The 19,446-nt window shown below is 68.2% G+C and carries 22 protein-coding genes; 14 read left to right on the forward strand and 8 right to left on the reverse strand.

All coding sequences use genetic code 11. The features are described from left to right. Positions 1-3: 3 nt before the first annotated feature. The 4 genes from ACQY72_RS14645 to ACQY72_RS14660 all read right to left on the reverse strand — a co-directional run bounded on the left by ACQY72_RS14645 (position 4) and on the right by ACQY72_RS14660 (position 3,110). Entirely contained in the window at positions 4-807 is an 804-nt protein-coding gene (locus ACQY72_RS14645; protein WP_428154462.1) for a YgfZ/GcvT domain-containing protein, read from the reverse strand. Between the two features lie 50 nt (positions 808-857). Next, a complete protein-coding gene (locus tag ACQY72_RS14650) occupies positions 858-2,246 on the reverse strand; it encodes a response regulator (RefSeq protein ID WP_428154464.1) in 1,389 nt (462 codons plus the stop codon). Between the two features lie 67 nt (positions 2,247-2,313). Beyond that, positions 2,314-2,880 (reverse strand): hypothetical protein, encoded by a 567-nt coding sequence (locus ACQY72_RS14655; protein ID WP_428154465.1) that lies wholly within the window; start codon positions 2,878-2,880, stop codon positions 2,314-2,316. Continuing rightward, complete coding sequence (locus ACQY72_RS14660) at positions 2,877-3,110, reverse strand: hypothetical protein (RefSeq protein ID WP_428154467.1); 234 nt, start codon at positions 3,108-3,110, stop codon at positions 2,877-2,879. The genes ACQY72_RS14655 and ACQY72_RS14660 overlap by 4 nt, the downstream gene beginning before the upstream one ends. A gap of 86 nt (positions 3,111-3,196) precedes the next feature. Between ACQY72_RS14660 and ACQY72_RS14665 the strand changes: the two genes are divergently transcribed. From ACQY72_RS14665 to ACQY72_RS14675, 3 genes are all read left to right on the forward strand, one after another. After that, positions 3,197-4,177: a glycosyltransferase family 9 protein gene (locus ACQY72_RS14665; RefSeq protein WP_428154469.1), complete on the forward strand. Its 981-nt coding sequence runs from the start codon at positions 3,197-3,199 to the stop codon at positions 4,175-4,177. A 223-nt stretch (positions 4,178-4,400) separates the two neighbouring features. After that, the gene (locus ACQY72_RS14670; protein WP_428154470.1) at positions 4,401-5,732 is read left to right on the forward strand and encodes a dihydroorotase; all 1,332 of its coding nucleotides are present in this window, start codon (positions 4,401-4,403) and stop codon (positions 5,730-5,732) included. Positions 5,733-5,874: 142 nt separating this feature from the next. Next, positions 5,875-6,609, forward strand: coding sequence for a prephenate dehydrogenase/arogenate dehydrogenase family protein (locus tag ACQY72_RS14675; RefSeq protein WP_428154471.1), 735 nt, complete (start codon positions 5,875-5,877; stop codon positions 6,607-6,609). 10 nt (positions 6,610-6,619) lie between these two features. Here ACQY72_RS14675 and ACQY72_RS14680 read toward each other — a convergent pair whose 3' ends face one another. From ACQY72_RS14680 to erpA, 3 genes are all read right to left on the reverse strand, one after another. Then, complete coding sequence (locus tag ACQY72_RS14680) at positions 6,620-7,228, reverse strand: ankyrin repeat domain-containing protein (RefSeq protein WP_372693509.1); 609 nt, start codon at positions 7,226-7,228, stop codon at positions 6,620-6,622. Between the two features lie 96 nt (positions 7,229-7,324). Further along, complete coding sequence (locus ACQY72_RS14685) at positions 7,325-8,245, reverse strand: alpha/beta hydrolase (protein ID WP_428154472.1); 921 nt, start codon at positions 8,243-8,245, stop codon at positions 7,325-7,327. Positions 8,246-8,327: 82 nt separating this feature from the next. Continuing rightward, positions 8,328-8,645, reverse strand: coding sequence for an iron-sulfur cluster insertion protein ErpA (erpA, locus tag ACQY72_RS14690; protein ID WP_428156723.1), 318 nt, complete (start codon positions 8,643-8,645; stop codon positions 8,328-8,330). A gap of 131 nt (positions 8,646-8,776) precedes the next feature. Between erpA and ACQY72_RS14695 the strand changes: the two genes are divergently transcribed. From ACQY72_RS14695 to ACQY72_RS14720, 6 genes are all read left to right on the forward strand, one after another. After that, positions 8,777-9,967 carry a deoxyguanosinetriphosphate triphosphohydrolase gene (locus tag ACQY72_RS14695; protein WP_428154474.1) on the forward strand — a complete coding sequence of 397 codons (1,191 nt, stop codon included), beginning with the start codon at positions 8,777-8,779 and terminating at the stop codon, positions 9,965-9,967. Between the two features lie 77 nt (positions 9,968-10,044). After that, on the forward strand, positions 10,045-10,833 hold the full coding sequence (locus ACQY72_RS14700) for an SPOR domain-containing protein (protein ID WP_428154475.1): 789 nt from the start codon (positions 10,045-10,047) through the stop codon (positions 10,831-10,833). 175 nt (positions 10,834-11,008) lie between these two features. Further along, positions 11,009-12,058 carry a beta-N-acetylhexosaminidase gene (nagZ, locus tag ACQY72_RS14705; RefSeq protein ID WP_428154476.1) on the forward strand — a complete coding sequence of 350 codons (1,050 nt, stop codon included), beginning with the start codon at positions 11,009-11,011 and terminating at the stop codon, positions 12,056-12,058. Between the two features lie 55 nt (positions 12,059-12,113). Next, entirely contained in the window at positions 12,114-12,935 is an 822-nt protein-coding gene (locus ACQY72_RS14710; protein WP_428154477.1) for a segregation and condensation protein A, read from the forward strand. A gap of 147 nt (positions 12,936-13,082) precedes the next feature. Further along, complete coding sequence (scpB, locus tag ACQY72_RS14715) at positions 13,083-13,754, forward strand: SMC-Scp complex subunit ScpB (protein ID WP_428154479.1); 672 nt, start codon at positions 13,083-13,085, stop codon at positions 13,752-13,754. A gap of 117 nt (positions 13,755-13,871) precedes the next feature. Then, a complete protein-coding gene (locus ACQY72_RS14720) occupies positions 13,872-15,410 on the forward strand; it encodes a sensor histidine kinase (protein WP_428154480.1) in 1,539 nt (512 codons plus the stop codon). Positions 15,411-15,609: 199 nt separating this feature from the next. On the opposite strand, the gene ispH is transcribed toward ACQY72_RS14720, so the two are convergent. Further along, positions 15,610-16,581, reverse strand: a complete 972-nt coding sequence (gene ispH / locus ACQY72_RS14725; RefSeq protein WP_428154482.1) for a 4-hydroxy-3-methylbut-2-enyl diphosphate reductase — start codon at positions 16,579-16,581, stop codon at positions 15,610-15,612. A gap of 250 nt (positions 16,582-16,831) precedes the next feature. Between ispH and ACQY72_RS14730 the strand changes: the two genes are divergently transcribed. The 5 genes from ACQY72_RS14730 (at position 16,832) to ACQY72_RS14750 (ending at position 19,421) form a co-directional block, all read left to right on the forward strand. Then, a complete protein-coding gene (locus ACQY72_RS14730; protein WP_135195075.1) occupies positions 16,832-17,191 on the forward strand; it encodes an AtpZ/AtpI family protein in 360 nt (119 codons plus the stop codon). 6 nt (positions 17,192-17,197) lie between these two features. Continuing rightward, entirely contained in the window at positions 17,198-17,983 is a 786-nt protein-coding gene (locus ACQY72_RS14735; protein WP_426019768.1) for a F0F1 ATP synthase subunit A, read from the forward strand. Between the two features lie 57 nt (positions 17,984-18,040). After that, a complete protein-coding gene (locus tag ACQY72_RS14740; RefSeq protein ID WP_008261286.1) occupies positions 18,041-18,265 on the forward strand; it encodes a F0F1 ATP synthase subunit C in 225 nt (74 codons plus the stop codon). Between the two features lie 68 nt (positions 18,266-18,333). Then, a complete protein-coding gene (locus ACQY72_RS14745; RefSeq protein ID WP_428154484.1) occupies positions 18,334-18,906 on the forward strand; it encodes a hypothetical protein in 573 nt (190 codons plus the stop codon). Beyond that, positions 18,906-19,421, forward strand: a complete 516-nt coding sequence (locus ACQY72_RS14750; protein WP_428154485.1) for a F0F1 ATP synthase subunit B — start codon at positions 18,906-18,908, stop codon at positions 19,419-19,421. The genes ACQY72_RS14745 and ACQY72_RS14750 overlap by 1 nt, the downstream gene beginning before the upstream one ends. Positions 19,422-19,446: the final 25 nt, after the last annotated feature.

Raw genomic sequence — 19,446 nt, forward strand, 5'->3', positions numbered from 1 at the left:
GACTCAAAGGTTGGAGGAAGGGAGGACGTCCTCGCCCATCCAGGCGGGTTTGCGCAAGCGCACAGGGCGGCCGTCCACGGTCAGGTCGCCGTCGAGCCGGTCGATCCGCAGCAGGGCCATGGCCGAACCGTCTCGGCCGGACAGGACCTCGCCCGCGCGCAGTTCGCCCTTCAGCACCTCGGCGCCGAAGGCGGGGGGCGGGCCGTCGAAGTCGAGCGGCAGCATCCGGTTCTTGATCGTTCCCCGGCGTTTCATGCGCGAGGTGGTCTCCTGGCCGACGAAACAGCCCTTCTGGAAGTCGATGCCGTTCAACAGGTCGAAATCGGCCTCGATCGGATAGGTCTTGTCCTGAGGGGCATCGGCGGTCGGATCGGGCAGGCCGATGGACAGGCGGTGGGCGTCGTAGTCGGCCTGAGCGGCGTCTGGCGTGGCCTCGCCATACAGGCGGCCGCCCATCAGCGGGGTGCGGGGGTCGGGGATGAAGCCGGGTGCGGTATTGGGCCAGGCGGCGAAGACCGGGCGGTCGTCGGCGGCGACCTGGACCTTGGCGCGGAGTTTGTACATCGACAGGCGCTGGAGCAGGGCGTCGCGGCGCTCAGTCGCGACATCCAGCAGGACACCGTCAGCTTCGCCCAGGATAAACAGGTCGAACAGCAGCCGGCCGGGGGGGGACAGCAGGGCGCCGAAACGCAGTTCGCCCTCCGCCAGCGTCTCCACATCCTGGGTCAGCAGATTGTGCAGGAAGGGTTTCGCGTCCTCGCCCGTAACGGAGATCAGGGCGCGGCTGTCGAGACGGGCGATGGGCATGGGGCCAAGATAGGGCGCAGGCGGCGGCTCCAGAAGACGCCGCGCCGAATTTAGGCGACGGCGGCCGCCTCGGGATCGAACAGGGGATCGAAGTTGCGCCAGTCGCTGGCGCCCCAGGCCGTGACGCGGGTGACCAGATCGACGATGTTCATCGGCTTGGCGATACAGTCGTCCATGCCGGCCTCCTCGTACTGGATCAACTGTTCCGGCAGGGTGTTGGCGGTCAGGGCCAGGATCGGCGTGCGGCCGACCAGACCCGGCAGGGCGCGGATGGCGCGGGTCGCATCGACGCCGTCCATCACCGGCATCTGGATATCCATCAGGATCACGTCCCAGTCGCCGTCGCGGGCCGCCTCGACCCCTTGCGCGCCGTCGTTGGCGGTGGCGCAGACGATGCCCTGGGCGGACATGACGGCCATGACCAGGGCGCGGTTGCTGTCGTGATCGTCGACATAGAGGACGCGCAGGGCGGCGGCGTCTTCATTGGCGGGCGCGGGTTCCTCGATGACGGCATCGGGCGTCGGCAGGGGAATGACGTTGTCGGCCGACAGGTCGATCATGTCGTTAACCACGGACAACAAGCGCTGGCCCGCGCCGTTGATCCGGGCGGCGTGGTCGGCGTGTTCCTGGGCCAGGCCGGCCTTGGATAACAGGTCCGAGAAGCCGATGACCGAATTCAGCGGCGTGCGCAGTTCGTGCGACATGTCGGTCAGGAACTTCTGACGTGCCTCGGCCATGGCGGTCTTCTGTTCGGCGGCGACGCGGGCCTGTTCGGCCTCGACCCGTTCGGTGACGTCGATCTCGGTCAGCATGACGCCCAGCTGGCCCGTGACCGGATCGATGACCGGGCGGATGTCGAGGTGGTGCCAGCGCAGGCCCTCGCGGGTGATGATCTCGCAGACGTCCGAGGACAGGTCGCCGGACAGGGCCGCGGCCAGCATGGGCTGGGCGCGTTCCGGCTCCGCGAACCGGGCTTCGAAGGGGTGGGTGGTCGAGCCATAGGCCGCGAAGGCCGCCGGGTTGGAGAACAGCGGGCGGCCTTCGCTGTCGAACAGGGAGATCAGGGTGGAGGTGTGACGCAGGGCCTCGACCGCGCGACGCTCCTCGCTTTCGACCTCAATGGAGGCGGCCTCGAACAGCAGCACCGGCGTGCCGTCGTCCAGCCAATGGGTCGAGATGATCGCCGTCACCGTCAGCGGGCGGCCGTTCGGATAGAAGGTCCAGTGTTCGGACAGGGTTTCGCCGTTCGCCGTCTCGCGCGCCAGCCGTTCGGTGCGGGCCAGGACGGCGGGGGACATCTGGCTGAAGTCGCGGGCCAGCAAGGCGTCCAGGCTGTCGGAGCCCCACAGATCCAGGGCGGCGGCGTTCGCGTATACGCCTCGCATGGCGGACGGATCGAACATCCAGATCGGGCGTCGAAGCGCGTCCCAGGCCTGCATTTCCGGCGTGTCTCTCAAAGCGGCGGCGTTACAGATTTTGGAATAGCGGCAAGGACTTAAGCTTCGGCTAAGCTGCGGGTCCATCCTGGGTTGTCACGGCATATCGCGCCACGACGCCGTCGGGCTGGAAATCATGCTCGGCCAGGGTGTCGAGCGAGCGCAGGACGCGGGACAGGAAGGCGGCCGGGTCGCCGTCCTCGATCGCCGGACGCAGCCAATCGGTGACGACGGCGCGGGCCGGATAGGTCCCGACCGGGCCAGGGATGCTGAGGGCCACCTCGATCCCCTCGGCGATCCAGCCGGCGACGGTCATGAAGAACTCGGGCGAGGCCAGGAAGTCCGAACGGCGCAGGACATACAGGGTGATGATCCCGTCCTCGACCCCGTCGGGGCGGACGATGACGCCGCTGTGGTCTGGCCGCCAGTCGTCGGACAGCTCGACCACGCGCCAAAGGCAGAACCAGATGCGACAGGTGCTGGGACGGATGGCGTGCACCGAACAACCGGCGCCGTCGACGCAATAGGCGCACAGTTCGCCGGTCGGCTTGGCCAGTTCCGGCAGGTCCAGCGGAATGACACGGCAGCATTCGACGCAACCGCCGCAGGTTCGGCCGGGGAGGAGGGGAAGGCTCACCCCTTGGCGTCAGTCTTCTGGGCGCGTTCGAGCTGGGCGATGCGGCGGTCCATGTCGGCGACGACGGCTTCGAGCCGGGCCTTTTCGGAGGCCATGTCGATGGGCGTGCCGTCCTCGTAGGAAATGGTCGCGCCCTTGGCGATCAGGTCCAGCCGATAGATGGCCGTGACGCGCTGGGCCTTGAAGCGTTTGAGGGCGGCGGTGGCTGCAGGGTCGGGGGACTGGCTCATGCGCGTCGCTGTAACGCAGGACGCCTGCCTGTGGAAACACGCGTTTGGCGCTGAACCGCCGATAGAATCCCTGTATCCGTCAACGGATGATCGGGCGGTTTCCCATCCTGTATATCGCCGAGGCGGACGCCGAGGACGCCGTGCTGTCCTCGGGCGTGCTGGCGCATCTGGTCGAGAGCCTGCCGCATGCGACCTTCACCATCGTCGGATCGGCCGCCAGCGCGCCGCTGTTCGCCGATACGCCGCGCCTGACCAAGCTGATCGTGCTGGAGCGCGAGGGCCATTTCGAATGGATCGCCCTGTGGAACCAGGTGCGCGGGACCAAATGGGGCCTGGTCGTGGACATGCGCGGCTCGGACCTGTCGGGCAAGCTGAGGCGGCAAAAGCGGGCGGTGCGGGGCAAGGATGCGCCGGGGCTGCATGCCGTGGAAGCGGCGGCGGCGGTGCTGAAGCTGGAGCCGGAGGAGATCCCGACGCCCCGGCTCTATGTGTCGGATGAGACGCGGGCGCAGGTCGAGGCGCTGATCCCGGCGACGGGCGGCGCCAGTTCTGAGGAAGACCGGCCGATCCTGGCGGTCGGGCCGGGCGTGGAATGGATGGGCAAGCGCTGGCCCGCCGAACGCTACGCCAAGGTGGCGGCCAAGCTGCTGGCGGACGACGGGCCGCTGGCGGGCGGGCGGCTGATGATCGTGGGCGAGGAGATCGACCGCGAGGCGGCGCATACCATCCGCTACGCCGTGCCGCGCGCGCGGGTGATCGAACTGCAAGGCAAGCTGACGCGGTTGCAGACCGTCGCGGCTCTGTCCAAGTCGGTGCTGTACGTCGGGGCGGATTCGATCTGGACCCAGCTGGCCGTGGCGTCGGGCGTGCCGGTCGTCGCGGTGTTCGGGCCGTCGGACGAGACCGTGCGTGGACCGTGGAAGGGCGAGGCCGTGCGGGGGCCACGCACGTTTGAAGAGTTCAAAAAGCTGGACCCGCGGCTGAACCAGGCGATCCAGCATATGATGGACCTGCCGTGGGAACGGGTGCTGAAGGCGGCGATGCGGATGTTGAAGGCGCGGAGCTGACCCCGATCTCCCTCCCCGTCCGGGGAGGGTGGACGCGAAGCGGCCGGGTGGGGGCGGCCCGGCGATCCTGCGACGGACCTGTGCCGTATTGCTTTGCCCTCCCCACCCGGTCTCGCCTGCGGCTTGACCACCCTCCCCCGCGGGGGGAGCGAGAGGGTTTAGTCGCTTTCACGAATGGCGCGGCATCCGCTAGAACCTCGGAAACATCCGCAGGAGCCGCCCCATGACCCAGACCTATGACCTGATCGTCCGCGGCGGCGAGGTGGCGAACCATGCGGGGCGGGGGCTGGCCGACGTCGGGGTGATCGACGGCAAGATCGCCTTCATCGGCGACCTGTCGCAGGCCTCGGCCGGAGAGGTGTTCGACGCCACGGGCCTGACGGTCCTGCCGGGTGTGATCGACACCCAGGTCCATTTCCGCGAGCCGGGGCTGGAGTGGAAGGAGGATCTGGAGACGGGCAGCCGCGCCGCGGCCCTGGGCGGGGTCGTCGCCGTGTTCGAGATGCCGAACACCAATCCCAACACCACCGATCCCGACACCATGGCGGACAAGCTGGTCCGGGCGAAGGACCGGATGTGGACCGACCACGCCTTCTATATCGGCGGCACGCACGAGAACGCCGACTATCTGGGGGAGCTGGAGCGGTTGCCCGGCTGCTGCGGGGTCAAGGTCTTCATGGGCGCCTCGACCGGCGACCTGCTGATCGCCGACGACGAGGGGGTGAGGAAGGTTTTGTCCAACGTGCGCCGCCGCGCCACCTTCCATTCCGAGGACGAATACCGACTGGTCGAGCGTCGCGGCCTGGCCCGCACCGGCGACTGGACCAGCCACCCCGAGGTCCGCGACGCCGAAAGCGCCATCCGCTCGACGCGGCGCCTGGTCGGCCTGGCCCAGGAGACGGGCGCGCGCATTCATGTGCTGCACGTCACGACGAAGGACGAGATGGAGTATCTGCGCTTCCACAAGGATGTCGCCACCGTCGAGATCACGCCCCAGCACCTGACCCTGGTCGCGCCCGAGGCCTATGAGCGGCTGGGCAGCTACGCCCAGATGAACCCGCCGATCCGGTCACAGGAGCATGTGGACGCCCTGTGGCTGTGGGGGATGCAGCAGGGTGTCGCCGACGTGCTGGGCTCCGATCACGCGCCGCATACCAAGGAAGAAAAGGCCAAACCCTATCCGGCCTCGCCGTCGGGCATGCCGGGGGTGCAGACGCTGGTGCCGCTGATGCTGACGCATGTCGCGAATGGGCGGCTGAGCCTGGAGCGGTTCATCGACCTGACCTCGGCCGGCGCCCAGCGGGTGTTCGGCACGGCGAACAAGGGGCGGATGGCCGTCAGCTATGACGCCGACCTGACCATCGTCGATCTGAAGGCGAAGAAGACGATCACGCACGACCAGCAGGCGACACGCTGCGGCTGGACTCCGTTCGACGGCGTCGAGGCGACCGGCTGGCCGATGGCGACCATCGTGCGCGGCCGGGTGGTGATGCAGGACGGCGAACTGATCGGATCGGCGCACGGGCGGCCGGTGCGGTTCATGGAGACGCTGTGAGGCTTCACATAAAATCCGTCACCCTCGGGCTTGTCCCGAGGGCCCACCGTTCCGCGCACACGGTGACGGGGGGTGACGCGCCGTCGCCTCCGCGTCGCGGTTCGGGGGGCGTCCGCCGTAGGCCCTCGGGACAAGCCCGAGGGTGACGGTGGTAACGGAAAAGCTCGGCCTGATCGGCTTCGGCGCCTTCGGGCGGCTGACGGCGTGGCATCTGTCGCCCTGGTTCGACATCCTCGCCCATGATCCCGCAGCGACGGACGGCGAGAATGTCGCGACCCTGACCGACCTGGCGACCGCCGCCGCCTGTCCGACGGTGGTGCTGGCCGTGCCGGTCGAGGCGCTGGACGCGACGTTGGCCGCCATCCGCCCGCATCTGGCGCCCGACGCCCTGGTCATCGACGTGGGCTCGGTGAAGGTGAAGCCGGCGCAGGCGATGGACGCCCTGCTGCCGCCAGGCGTGCGGATCGTCGGAACCCACCCGCTGTTCGGCCCGCAGAGCGGCAAGGACGGCATCGCGGGCCTGCGCATCGCCGTGTGCGATGTGCGCGGCGGAAAGGACGCCCGCCGCGTCGCCGCCTTCTGCCGCCGGGCGCTGGGGCTGAAGGTCTTTTCAGTCAGTCCCGAGGATCACGACCGCGAGGCCGCCACGGTCCAGGGCCTGACCCACCTGATCGCCCGCGTCCTGATGGCCATGGAGCCCCTGCCCGCGCGCATGACCACCGCCAGCTTCGACCGGCTGATGCAGGCCGTCGACATGGTCCGCCACGACAGCCCCGCCGTCTTCCGCGCCATCGAACGCGACAACCCGTTTGCGGCGGAGGTGCGGGAACGGTTCTTCGCCTTGGCGGATGAGGCGCGTGGGACGTTGGGGGAGTAGGCTGCTCGATCTAGCTTTTCGCGCCTTGCGCGATGAGGAAGGCGGCGACCTCACGGTGGTGATTGCGGCGTGCCTGGTTCAAGGGGGACCGCAACTCGGTGCCGCCTGACACAAGCTCGGCCCGAACGGCGAGATTGACGTCCGCGCCCCTGGCGACCAAATGGCGAACCGTCTCCAGATGCCCCTCACGCGCCGCATTGATCAGAGGCGTCTCGTCATCCGCGACGATGCCGTTCACATCGGCGCCCTTTGTGATCAGGTAATCGACTACTTCCGTGCGGCCATGTGCGGCGGCCGCGATCAGCGGATTGCCGTCGCCGGCGACAGGCTTGTTGACGTCGGCGTCCTGCTCCAGCAGCAGTCGGACCATGGCGATGTCGCCCTGAGCAGCGGCGACGATCAGGGGCGTGCCGTCGCCAAGGCGGGCATGATCGACGTCCGCGCCTCTGGCGATGAAGACGCGCGCGGCCTCGGTCTCGCGATTGCGCGCCGCATCCACGAGCCAACCGCCCGCCGCCGTCTGAGCTGAGGCGTTGATCGCAAGACCGCCGGCGACCGTCATCAGCATCGCGGCGCCGATGCGAGGCGCCCAGACGGACATGGATTTCGACTGCATCATTGTGGGCTCCCCGGATCAGAGCTTCAGCATGACAGACTGCGCGCCGACGTCAGTTTAAAGTTTTGTCATCCGCCCCGTAAACGCATGACGACGGCTTTAACGCCTCCCGTTCGCCCGAATGAACGCCCCCACATCCTCCGCCACGCCCGGCGCGAGCGGTAACGCCGGGTCGGCGTAGGTCGCCATGTTGGCGGCGCGGTCGGCGGGGGCGGTTTTGAGGAGGTGGTTGACGCCGTCCCAGAGTTTCAGCGTGGCCTTGGGGTCGGCGGCGGCCAGGGCCTGGGCGTCCGCGACGCCGATCTGGAGGTCGGTGGTCCCCTGGCCGATGAAGACCGGGCCGTCGTAGGCGGCGAGCAGGGCGGCGGGGTCCAGCGGCAGCCACGAGATCAGATAGGGCTGGACCGAGGGGCGGAACAGGCCCGCCAGCGCAGGCGGCGTGTCGGCGACGGTGCGGCCGGCCTCAAGCGCGGTCAGGGCGGCGAAGGCCTGGGTCTTCATCGGCTCGGGCAGGGTGGCCAGCTGTTCGCGCAGCACTGCGCCTGCCGGGCGGCCGGCGCCGGACAGAAGGATCAGACCGCAAACCTTGTCGTCGTTTTCGACCGCCTTCAGGGCGACCAGGGCGCCCTCGCTGTGGCCAATCAGCCAGGCGCAGGGCAGGCCTGTGCGCGCGGCGGCCTCGGTCGCCCAGGCGCGGGCGTCGGCGGCGTAGGCGTCGAAGCGCAGATCGGCCTCGGCCGGACCCGCCGCCGCGCTGGCGGCGATGCCGCGCTTGTCGATGCGGACGGTGGCGATCCCCTGTTCCGCCAGACCCTCGGCCAGCAGGCGATAGGTCGAGGCCGCGACGCCCAGCGGGCTGTTCCCATCCCGATCCGTCGGGCCGGAGCCGGGCAGGATGACGGCGACGGCGCTCGCGCTGTCCGGCGTCAGCAGGGTTCCGTGCAGCGGCGCGGGCTCTGACGACAGGGCGATGTCGGTCGAGACCGGGCCGGCGAGCAGGGCGAGGGCGAGGCTGAGCATGTGGGTCTCCGCAAGACGGTCAGATAGCGCGACTATCCCATCATGCAGCGCAGGCTCCGGCCCGCAAGGCCAGCCTCAGGCTTCAGATCGAGAAACTGACGCCGCAGCCGCAGCTGGAGGCGGCGTTGGGGTTGCGGACGACGAACTGGGCGCCGGCCAGTTCGTCGATGTAGGCGATCTCGGAGTTTTTCAGGAAGGGGACCGAGACCGGGTCGATCAGGGCGGCCTGTCCGTCGGCCTGGATGCGCAGGTCGTCGTCCTCGGCCGTTTCGACCAGTTCGAACCGATACTGGAAGCCCGAACAGCCGCCGCCGTCCACCGCGACGCGCAGCATCAGGGTCTTGCCCTCGGCCGCCCCCAGTTTGGCCAGGCGTTTGGCGGCGCTGGCGGACAGGACGATGCCCTCCGGCGCGCGCGTGGCGACGCTGAAGGCGGGTGTGGACGGTTCTGTGGATTGGACGGTGCTCACGGCTGTCTATATGAGGCGCGCAAGGGCGTTCGCAAAGGGCCGCCCGCTTCAAAGTTGATCACTTGAGCCACACAGACCTCGCCACCTACGCCGAACGCGCCGACCTGACCCTGGGGCGACGCGTTCCCGAGCCGGCCAGCCGCACGCGGACGGCCTTTGCACGCGACCGCGACCGGATCATCCATGCGACGGCGTTTCGGCGGTTGAAGGAGAAGACACAGGTCTTCGTGGCGCACGAGGGCGATCATTATCGCACCCGTCTGACCCATTCGCTGGAGGTGGCCCAGATCGCACGGTCGCTGGCCCACGCGCTGCGGCTGGACGATGATCTGGCCGAGACCATCGCCCTGGCGCACGACCTGGGCCATCCGCCCTTTGCGCATGCCGGCGAGGACGAGCTGGTGGTGCAGATGGCCGGGCACGGCGGCTTCGACCACAATGTCCAGAGCTTCCGGGTCGTGACCGAGCTGGAGAACCGCTATCCGCAGTTCGACGGGCTGAACCTGAGCTGGGAGACGGTCGAGGGGGTCATCAAGCACAACGGCCCGGTGGCGCACCGGCTGGACGAACCGGCATGGTCGGTGGTGCGGCCCTACAGGACTGGCGGGGAGGCGGGCTGGGACCTGCGGCTCGGGACGTTCGCCTCGTTGGAGGCCCAGTGCGCGGCCGTCGCCGACGACATCGCCTACAACAATCACGATGTGGACGATGGGGTGCAGGCGGGGCTGATCACCCTGCAGGACCTGGATCAGGTGCCGCTGATCGGACCGATGCTGGCGCAGGTGCGTCGCGACTATCCGGGCATCGACGACCGGATGCTGAGGATCGAGGCCGTTCGGCGGATGATCGGCGTGATGGTCGAGGACGTGCTGGCCGAGACGGCGCGGCGGCTGGAAGACGACCGGATCGTCACGACCGAGGACGTGCGTCTGGCCAGGCGGACGATGGTCGATTTCTCGCACGCCATGCACGCGGATTTGGCGGTGTTGAGGAAGTTCCTGTTCGAGCGGATGTATCGCCATTACCGCGTCAACCGCACGCGCAGCCAGGCGCGGCGGGTGCTGTCGCAACTGTTCGAGCTGTTCATGGCCGAACCGGAGGTTATGCCGCCGGAATGGAGCACGCCCGCCCTGACCAGTGACCGGACACAGCGGGCGCGGGCCGTCTGCGACTATATCGCCGGCATGACCGACCGTTACGCCATAGAAGTGCACCAGAAACTGTTCAGCCTCGACCTCGCCCTCGATCTGTGATTCGAAAGATGCACGCGGGGGCGTAGAGTGATCGTTCGGCGCGCCGATTCGCGCCTGACAGACGGCGGAGCGCGACCATGTCCTTTGAAGACGACAACAAGCCGGGCCGGGGCGCCTATACCCCCCCGACCGATGACGACCTGCCGTTTCGTCGCAATTCCTATGATCCGCGCAGCGGCCGCGCCATTGGTTCTGGGTTGGGCGGCTCGGGCGGGGGCAAGGCGCCGCCGGTCACCCTGATCATAAGCGCGGTGGTCCTGTTGCTGCTGATCGTGGCCGTGATCTTCTTCTATCGCTCGGGCATGCGCGCCTCGACCGACGCGCCGCCCGCCGTGGGCCAGCCCGTCGGCGAGATGAAGACGGCGCCGCCCGTGGACGCCCAGCCGATCGATCCGGCCGCCGGCGTGCGCGTCTATCGCGACGAGGGCGAGACGACCGACGCGCCCGTGACCTTCACCCCGCCGCCGGAAGCGCCCCAGCCGCGGCCCGCCGCGCCGCCGACCGCTGCGCCGACCGGCCAGGGCCTGCCGCCTGCCAAGGCCGCGACCCCCGCCGCGCCGACGCCGCGTCCGACGACCGCGCCGCCTGTCGCCGCTCCGGCGACCAAGGCCACGGCCGCTGCGGGCGGTTCGGCCTCGGTTCAGATCGGCGCCTTCTCCTCGACCGAGATCGCGGATCGCGAATACGCCGCCGTCGCCGGCCGTTTCGGCTCGTTCGCCTCGGGCGCCGAAAAGCGCGTGACCGAAGTGACCTCGTCCAGCGGTTCGACCCTGTACCGCACGGCCTTCTCGGGCCTGTCGCGCGAGCGGGCGGTCGCCTTCTGCAATGCGCTGAAGGCCGCCGGGCGGGACTGCATCGTTCGGTGATGCGGTTTTGCCTTCCGTCACCCTCGGGCTTGTCCCGAGGGCCCACCCGTCCGCATCGCGGTCGAAGGGGCGAGGGGAGGGGATGTGCGTCTCGTTCATGGATTCTGGGCGCTGAACCGTGGGCCCTCGGGCTTGTCCCGAGGGCGACGGCCAGTATGGCGGTCAGGGGGGCGGCATGACCTCCGCCGCCATCTACGGCTGTTCGGGCCATCGGCTGACCGAGGACGAGCGGGCCTTCTTCGTGCAGGCGCGACCGTGGGGCTTCATCCTGTTCCGGCGCAATATCGACACGCCAGATCAGGTGCGGGCGCTGACCTGCGAACTGCGGGCCGCCATCGGAGACGCCGACGCGCCGATCTTGATCGATCAGGAGGGCGGCCGGGTCCAGCGGATGGGGCCGCCGCACTGGCCCAAATATCCACCTGGGAACGCCTATCTGAAGGCGACCGACGATCCGCTGTCGGCGCGCGAACTGGCGCGGCTGGGCGCGCGGCTGATGGCGCATGATCTGCGCGAGGTCGGGATCAACGTCGATCTGCTGCCTGTGCTGGACGTACCTGTGCCCGGCGCCCACGACATCGTCGGCGACCGCGCCTATGGCCAGGATCCGCAGACCGTGACCCTGCTGGGCCGCGCAGCGGCTGAAGGGTTGTTGGCGGGCGGTGTCTTGCCCTGCATCAAACATATGCCGGGCCATGGCCGGGCGTTCGCCGACAGCCACAAGGACTTGCCGACGGTCCATGCCGATTTCGAGACCCTGGACGGCTGGGACTTCGCGCCGTTCAAGGCGATGTCGGACATGCCGCTGGCCATGACCGCGCACATCGTCTTCACCGCCGTGGACAGGAAGCGGCCGGCGACCCAGTCGAAGAAGGCGGTGAAGATGATGCGCGAGCATCTGGGCTTTTCCGGCCTGATCATGACCGACGACCTGTCGATGCAGTCGCTGAGCGGATCGCTGGGCGAGCGGGCGCATCGGTCGCTGAAGGCCGGGTGCGACGTGGTTCTGCACTGCAACGGCGACATGGCCGAGATGCAGGCGGTGGCCGAGGCGACCGGCAGGCTGAAGGGGAGGGCGAAGGCGCGGGCCGAGGCGGCGATGGCGCGGATCGTGCGCACGCCGGAGCCGCTTGATCCGGTCGCTGGGCATGACCGCTTCTTCAAGGCCATGGGCGGCCGGCTGGATGTCGCCAAGGGGCCGGACGTGGGTGAGGCGCAGGCATGAGCCGCCTGGGCCGTCCCGGCCTCAAGCAGCGCGAAGCGCGGTAGGCCAAGGGAAAATGTCTGAGTCCTTTCAGCCGAATCTGGACTTCACCGCCGTCGCCGAGGTCGAGGATCGCGAGGCGTTCGTGGTCGATCTGGACGGGTATGAAGGGCCGCTGCATGTCCTGCTGGCCCTGGCGCGGAACCAGAAGGTCGATCTGCTGAAGCTGTCGATCACCCAGTTGGCGGAACAGTATCTGGCCTTCGTGCACGAGGCGCGGCGGCGCAACTTCGCCCTGGCGGCGGACTACTTGGTGATGGCGTCGTGGCTGGCCTATCTGAAGTCGCGGCTGCTGCTGCCGCGCACCGAGAAAGACAAGGGCGAGGAGCCGCCGGCCGAGCAGATGGCCGCCGCCCTGGCCTTCCGCCTGCAGAAGCTGGAGGCCATGCGGCGCTCGGTCGAGCAGCTGATGGCGCGGCCCCAGTTGAAGCGCGACGTCTTCACGCGCGGCGATCCCGAGGCGACGGTGATCGTGCCGTCGGACCGGATCGACGCCAGCCTGTATGAACTGATGAGCGCCTATGTGGTGCAGCGTCGGCGCGAGGAGGGCAGGCGCTATGCCCCCGGCCAGCGGGTCGAGGCCTTTGCGCTGGAGGCGGCGCGCGACTGGCTGCGCGAGATCATGCCGAAACTGGCCGACTGGACCCCGCTGGATCAGGTGGCGCCGCACCGGGAGGGCGAAGACGGCCCCAGCCAGGCCAGCTTTACGGCCTCGACCCTGTCGGCCAGTCTGGAGCTGGTGAAGGAGGGGGCGATGGACATTCGACAGACGCAGGCGTTCGCCGAGCTGTTCCTGAAACGGCGCGGGCAGGGCCAGCCGCTGGAGCTGATGGGGTGATGGTTTCTCTCTTTCTGTCCGTCATCCTAGGGCTTGTCCCTAGGATCCAGACTCCCGGCGTCCGGCATGGGCGCACCCTCGGAAAGACCGTGAGTCTGGATCCTCGCCACAAGGGCGAGGATGACGGTCATATGGCGGGGGGAAATCATGTCTGACCTCGCCTTCCAACCCGACGAGGCCGAGATCGAGCGGCGGGTCGAGGCCCTGTTGTTCGCTGCCGCCGGGCCGCTGACGGCCGCCGAGATCGCCGCGCGGCTGCCCGAGAACTGCAATGTGGCGCGCGCCATATCGGGCCTGCGTGCCCGCTATGAGGGGCGGGGGGTGGAGCTGGAGTGCGTCGCCGACCGCTGGCGGTTCCGCACGGCGCCTGACCTGGCCTTCATGATGACGCAGGAACGCGAGGAGCCTCGCCGCCTGTCCAAGGCCGCGCTGGAGACCTTGGCCATCATCGCCTACCACCAGCCCGTCACGCGCGCCGAGATCGAGAGCGTGCGCGGCGTGACCATTTCCAAGGGCACGCTGGACCTGTTGCTGGAGATGGGTTTCGTACGGTTGCGGGGACGCCGGCGGACGCCGGGGCGGCCCGTGACCTATGCGACCACGGATCGGTTCCTGGAGCATTTCGGCCTGGCGACGCTGTACGATCTGCCGGGCGTGCAGGAGATGAAGGCGGCGGGCCTCTTGGACCTGTCGCTGCCGGTCGGGTTCGAGGTGCCGGACCCCAGCCGCGCCTCCGAGGCCGACGACGAGGACGGCAGTCTGCCCATCGACGACGACGCGCCCGAGTTCGCCCAGGATTTCGTCGGCGAGTCACGCTGACGTTACGTCACGTTCACGCTGTCTTAGTGAGCGCCATCTAAGGCAGCCGGTATGAGTGGCGTGACATCGAAAACGGGTTGGCGGGCGTGGAGCACGTTCAGGATCGCGGTGATCCTGATGTTGGCGTCCATCATCGGCATGGCGGGCGTTCTGGGCACGGTCAGCCAGGGCATCGATGCGCACCAGGCGCGCAAGGAAGAGGCGTTGGTCAAGCTGCGCCTGACGCGCGCACTGGAAATCATCGGCGACAACCTGACCACGGCCTCGGTCTGGGACGAGGCGGTCGATCATATGGCGACGGGCGACGTGGCCTGGTACGACCGCACCCTGGGCTCGTTCTACGCTGCGCAGCACAAGCACGAGTTCACGCTTGGCTATGACGCCAGCGGCCGGCTGTTCCGCATCAGCACGCAAGGTGCGCCCGAGAGCTTCGAAGCCGGCGAGCCATTCGCCAGGGCGGCCCGGCCTCTGATCGATCGGCTGCGCGCCGAGGCGGCGGGGCGTGATCGTTCGCTGACGGCGGACGCCGCCGTTCGTCTGAAGGCGGGCTTCGTGCAGGTGGGCGACGCCGTCTATGTGCTGGGCGCGTCCACCGTCGTGCGTCACACCGCGATGGGGCCGACGCCCGCGTCCGATCCGGTGGTGGCGTCGTTCAAGCCGTTCCTGGGTGAGTTGGACCTGTTGCGGACGCGACTGGCGCTGGACCGCATCCATTTTCAGCCTGGCGACGCTGAACCGCCCCAAGGCATGATCGGCGTGGATGTGCGTGAGGCTAGGGGCGGATTGTTGGGCCGCGTCGTCTGGGCGCCGGAACGACCGGGCTATCAGATCCTGACCCAGGCAGGACCGCTGTTGCTGGTGCTGTTCATCGTGCTGATCATCGGCACGGCGTCCCTGCTGTGGAACACGACCGCAGATGTGCGCCGTCTGAAGGCGTCCGAGGTCGCCCTGTCGGCGGCGCTGGAGCGGGCGGAGGCGGCCAACCAGGCCAAGACCCGCTTCCTGTCGAACGTCAGCCACGAACTGCGCACGCCCCTGAACGGCGTCCTGGGCATGGCCGAGGTGATCGGCGCCGATATGGTCACGCCGCAGCAGCGCGACCGGCTGGAAATCCTGAAGGCGTCGGGTCGTCAGCAATTGAGGTTGATCGAGGAACTGCTGGATGTGGTGCGGTTGCGCGACGGGGCGGTGACGCTGGAGACGCGGCCGTTCCGGCCGAACAACCTGTTGGGGCGTGTGGCCAACGACTTCCGTGGCGCGGCCCAGGCCAAGGGCCTGACGATCGACGTCGAGGCCGTCGAGGGCGAATGGCTGGGCGATCCGGTCCATGTCGAGAAGCTGATGGCGGCGTTGAGCGACAACGCCGTGCGCTTCACCAGGACGGGCCAGGTCACCCTGCGGGCCGTCGCCGGCGATCAACTGGTGCTGGAAGTTCAGGACACCGGCCCCGGCATGGAGCCTGCGGCGGCGGCGCGCCTGTTCGAGGCCTTCACCCAGGGCGACGAGAGCAACACCCGCACCGCCGACGGCCTGGGCCTGGGCCTGACCGCGGCGCACGGCCTGGCGGCTCTGATGGGCGGCAAGATCGAGGTCGTGACCGAACCCGGCGTGGGCAGCACCTTCCGCGTCGCCCTGCCGCTGGAAGCTGTCGAGTAGGTTCTGCACCAACCACTTCCGTCACCCTCGGGCTCGTCCCGAGGGCCTACGGTGAATGCGAACTAGGTTGCGGACGGGTTCAGGCGACGGCTTGCAACGTCTGCAGTCGAGCGCGACCAACGGTGGGCCCTCGGGACAAGCCCGAGGGTGACGGTATTTGAAACGAGATGGGCTTCATCGCGCCCAGCGGGTTAGCGATTTAGGCCGTCAGCAGACGCGGCAGTTTGAAGGTCACGGTCTCGCGGGCGCCGCCGTCCTCGGTCACCGTGGCGTCGAACCGGGCGCGGATGGCGTCCACCAGGCCCTCGATCAGCGGCTCGGGCGCAGAGGCCCCGGCGGTGACGCCGACCGTCTGGACTCCTTCGAACCAGGACCAGTCCACCTGGGAGGCATCGTCCACCAGATAGGAAGCGCCGGCTCCGGCGCGCATCGCCACCTCGACCAGCCGCACCGAGTTGGACGAGTTCTTGGACCCCACCACCAGCACCAGCTCGCAGCCCTCGCCCAACGCTTTGACCGCGTCCTGGCGGTTGGTGGTGGCGTAGCAGATGTCTTCCTTGTGCGGATCGGGCAGTTCGGGGAAGCGGCGCTTCAGCACCTTCAGTATGCCCGCCGTATCGTCCACCGACAGAGTGGTCTGGGTCGCATAGGCCAGGGGGGCGTCGCCGGGGCGTTCGAACGACTCGGCGTCGGCCTCGGTCTCGACCAGGCTGATGGCGCCCTGCGGCAGCTGGCCCAGGGTGCCGACCACCTCGGGGTGCCCAGCATGGCCGATCAGGATGATGTGCTTGCCGGCGGCGTGGTGGCGCTCGGCCTCGACATGGACCTTGGACACCAGGGGGCAGGTGGCGTCCAGAAACACCAGCTCGCGCGCCCGGGCGGTGGCGGGCACAGACTTGGGCACCCCGTGGGCCGAAAAGACGACCGGGCGGTCGTCGGGGCATTCGTCCAGTTCCTTGACGAAGACGGCGCCCATCGCCTTCAGCCGCTCGACCACATGGCGGTTGTGAACGATCTCGTGGCGCACATAGACGGGGGCGCCGAACTTCTCGATGGCGCGTTCGACGATCTGGATCGCCCGGTCCACCCCGGCGCAAAAGCCGCGCGGCGTCGCCAACCGCACCGAAATCGGGCGAAGCGGAGCGGCGGGGGGAGGAACATGCGCATTCATGACCGTGAACCTAGTCGTTTGCGGCGCTGATCGCCATCGGACCCGTGTCGAGACGGGCGGGATTCTGTCGCCGTGAACAGCGGCGCATCGTCACGGCTTGTCCACAGGCGGCGAAAGTCGAAATTCTACAACGGTTTAGAGCATGATCACGACGCCTTGACCTATGGGCCGCTCACGATTAGTTTCCGCGCCGAATTCAGACCCGTTCGGACGCACCGTCCGGACGCTGAGCGCACAGGTCCTATCCCCCATGCCGGAATCGCGCGAAGAGGCGATCAAACGCCTCCAAGACAGCGCATCCGCATTGGAGGCGCGGACCACGGCGGAGAAATCCGCCGAGCTGACCGGCCATCAGGTGTCGGGTCAGGCCTACAAGATCATCGCCGAGCTTCTCGGCGGCGTCCTGGTGGGTCTGGCGTTCGGGGCGATCGCGGATTGGGTCCTTGGGATCCGTCCGTGGGGTTTGATCGGCGGGGTCCTTCTGGGCTTCGCCTTGTCGATTTACATGGCGCGCCGCACAGCCAACCGGCTGATGGCGCAGGCAAAGGCGTTGGGAACGTCGGCTCCGGCCGAACCCTATGTCGAGGCCGACGAAGACGGGGAACGATAGGGCTTCATGGCCGATCCGATTCATCAGTTTCAGATTCAGAAGGTCATCGACCTTCCTGACGTGACCTTGCCTGTTCTGGGCGTGGTCGATCTGGCGATCACCAATTCGCACATCGCCATGACGGCCGCCTTCGTGGTGATCGTCGGCTTCCTGGCCGCCGTCACGTCGAACGCCAAGATCGTGCCGGGCCGACTGCAGTCGGCGGGCGAGGGCATGTTCGGCCTGATCGACAACCTGGCCGATTCCATCATCGGTCACGAAGGCCGCAAATATTTCCCGTTCGTCTTCACCCTGTTCACGCTGATCCTCGGCATGAACATCCTGGGTCTGTTCCTGACCTTCACGGCGACCTCGCAGCTGGCCATCACGATCACCTTCGCCCTGATCACCTTCGGTCTGGTGCTGGTGGTCGGCTTCGCCAAGAACGGCCTGGGCTTCTTCAAGCTGTTCTGGCCCATGGGCGCGCCGCTGGCGCTGCGCCCCGTCGTCGGCCTTATCGAGTTCGTCTCCTTCCTGCTGCGTCCGGTCACCCTGGCGCTTCGTCTGTTCGGCAACATGCTGGGCGGCCACGTGGCGCTTAAGATCTTCGCCGGCTTCGTCGTGTCGCTGGGGATGCTGGGCCTGAGCGGCGGCATCGGTCTGCTGGCCTTCCCGGTCGCGGCCCTGTCGCTGGGCATGGTCGTCGCCCTGACCGCGCTGGAGTTCCTCGTGGCCTTCCTCCAGGCCTTCGTCTTCGCCGTTCTGGCCTGCATCTATCTGAATGATGTGGTCAACCTGGACCACGCCCACTAAGGGCCGGACCAGTCTCTTCACCCCAACCACCAACGACTTTAATCTAGGAATACAATCATGGACGCTGAAGCCGCAAAATACATCGGCGCTGGTCTCGCCACCCTCGGCATGATCGGTTCGGCTCTGGGCGTGGGCAACATCTTCGGTCAGTTCCTGGCCGGCGCCCTGCGCAACCCGTCGGCCGCCGCCGGCCAAGTCGGCAACCTGTTCGTGGGCGCCGCCCTTGCCGAAGCCCTGGGCATCCTGGCCTTCGTGCTCGGCATCCTGATGATCTTCGGCTGATATCAGCCGATTACGGCGCGCGGGGTTCGCCCGCGCGCCGCTTCATCTGATCCTGCAGTAGACGGTTCATGGCCAGCACCCAATCCAACCATGCAGTCCCGGCTTCGGTCGAAGCGGACCTGCACGCCGAGACGGCGACCGCCGCCGAGCACGGCTCGGGCGGCCTGCCGCAATTCCAGTTCGAACACTGGGCGGGCCAGATCGGCTATCTGCTGATCCTGTTCGTCGTCCTGTATCTGCTGGTCTCCAAGGTCTTCGCGCCGCGCCTTCGCAAGGTGATGGACGAACGGGCCGACACCATTTCCACCGCCGTCGCCACCGCGCGTCAGGTCCAGGCCGAGGCCGCCGAACAGGCAGCCCTCGCTCAGGCTGAAGTCGCCAAGGCCCGCGCCGACGCCCGTTCAATGGCCGCCGCCGCCAAGGCGCGCGTGACCGAGGACGCCAACGCCCGCCAGGCTGCGGAAGAAGCGATCGTCAACGCCCGCATCGCCGAGGCCGAGGCCTCGATCGGCAAGACGCGCGACGCCGCCATGGCCAATGTCTCCACCATCGCCTCCGACACGACCGCCGCCATGGTCGAGCGTCTGACCGGCAAGGCCGCGACCGCAGCCGAGCTGGTCGCCGTCAAGGGAGCCGCCTGATGAACCTGATCTTCGAACACGGCATCTGGAGCTTCGCCAATGCGGAGATCTGGGTCGGCATCGGCCTGATCCTGTTCTTCGGCATCCTGGTCGCCGCCGGTGTGCCCAAGATCGCCGCCAAGGCCCTGGACGCCAAGGCCGCCAAGATCCAGGCGGACCTGGACGAGGCCGCTCGTCTGCGCGCCGAGGCCGAGGCCCTGCTGGCCCAGATCCGCAAGGAGAAGGCCGAGGCCGAGGCTCAAGCCGCCGAGATGATGGCCCAGGCGGAAGCCGACGCCCGTCGTCTGGAAGTCGAGACCAAGGCCAAGCTGGAAGAGACCCTGGCCCGTCGCCAGAAGATGGCCGAGACCCGCATCGCCCAGGCCGAGGCCCAGGCCTCCGCCGAGGTCAAGGCCGCCGCCGCCGACCTGGCCGCCAAGGCCGCAGAACAGATCCTGACCGCCCGCATCGCCAGCGGCGCCAAGGATCCGCTGCTGGACAGCGCCATCGCCCAGATCGGCGATCGCCTGAACTGATCGGCATCGACGCTGAATGAAACAA

The sequence above is a fragment of the Brevundimonas sp. genome, assembly GCF_965279155.1.
Taxonomy (GTDB): Bacteria; Pseudomonadota; Alphaproteobacteria; order Caulobacterales; family Caulobacteraceae; genus Brevundimonas.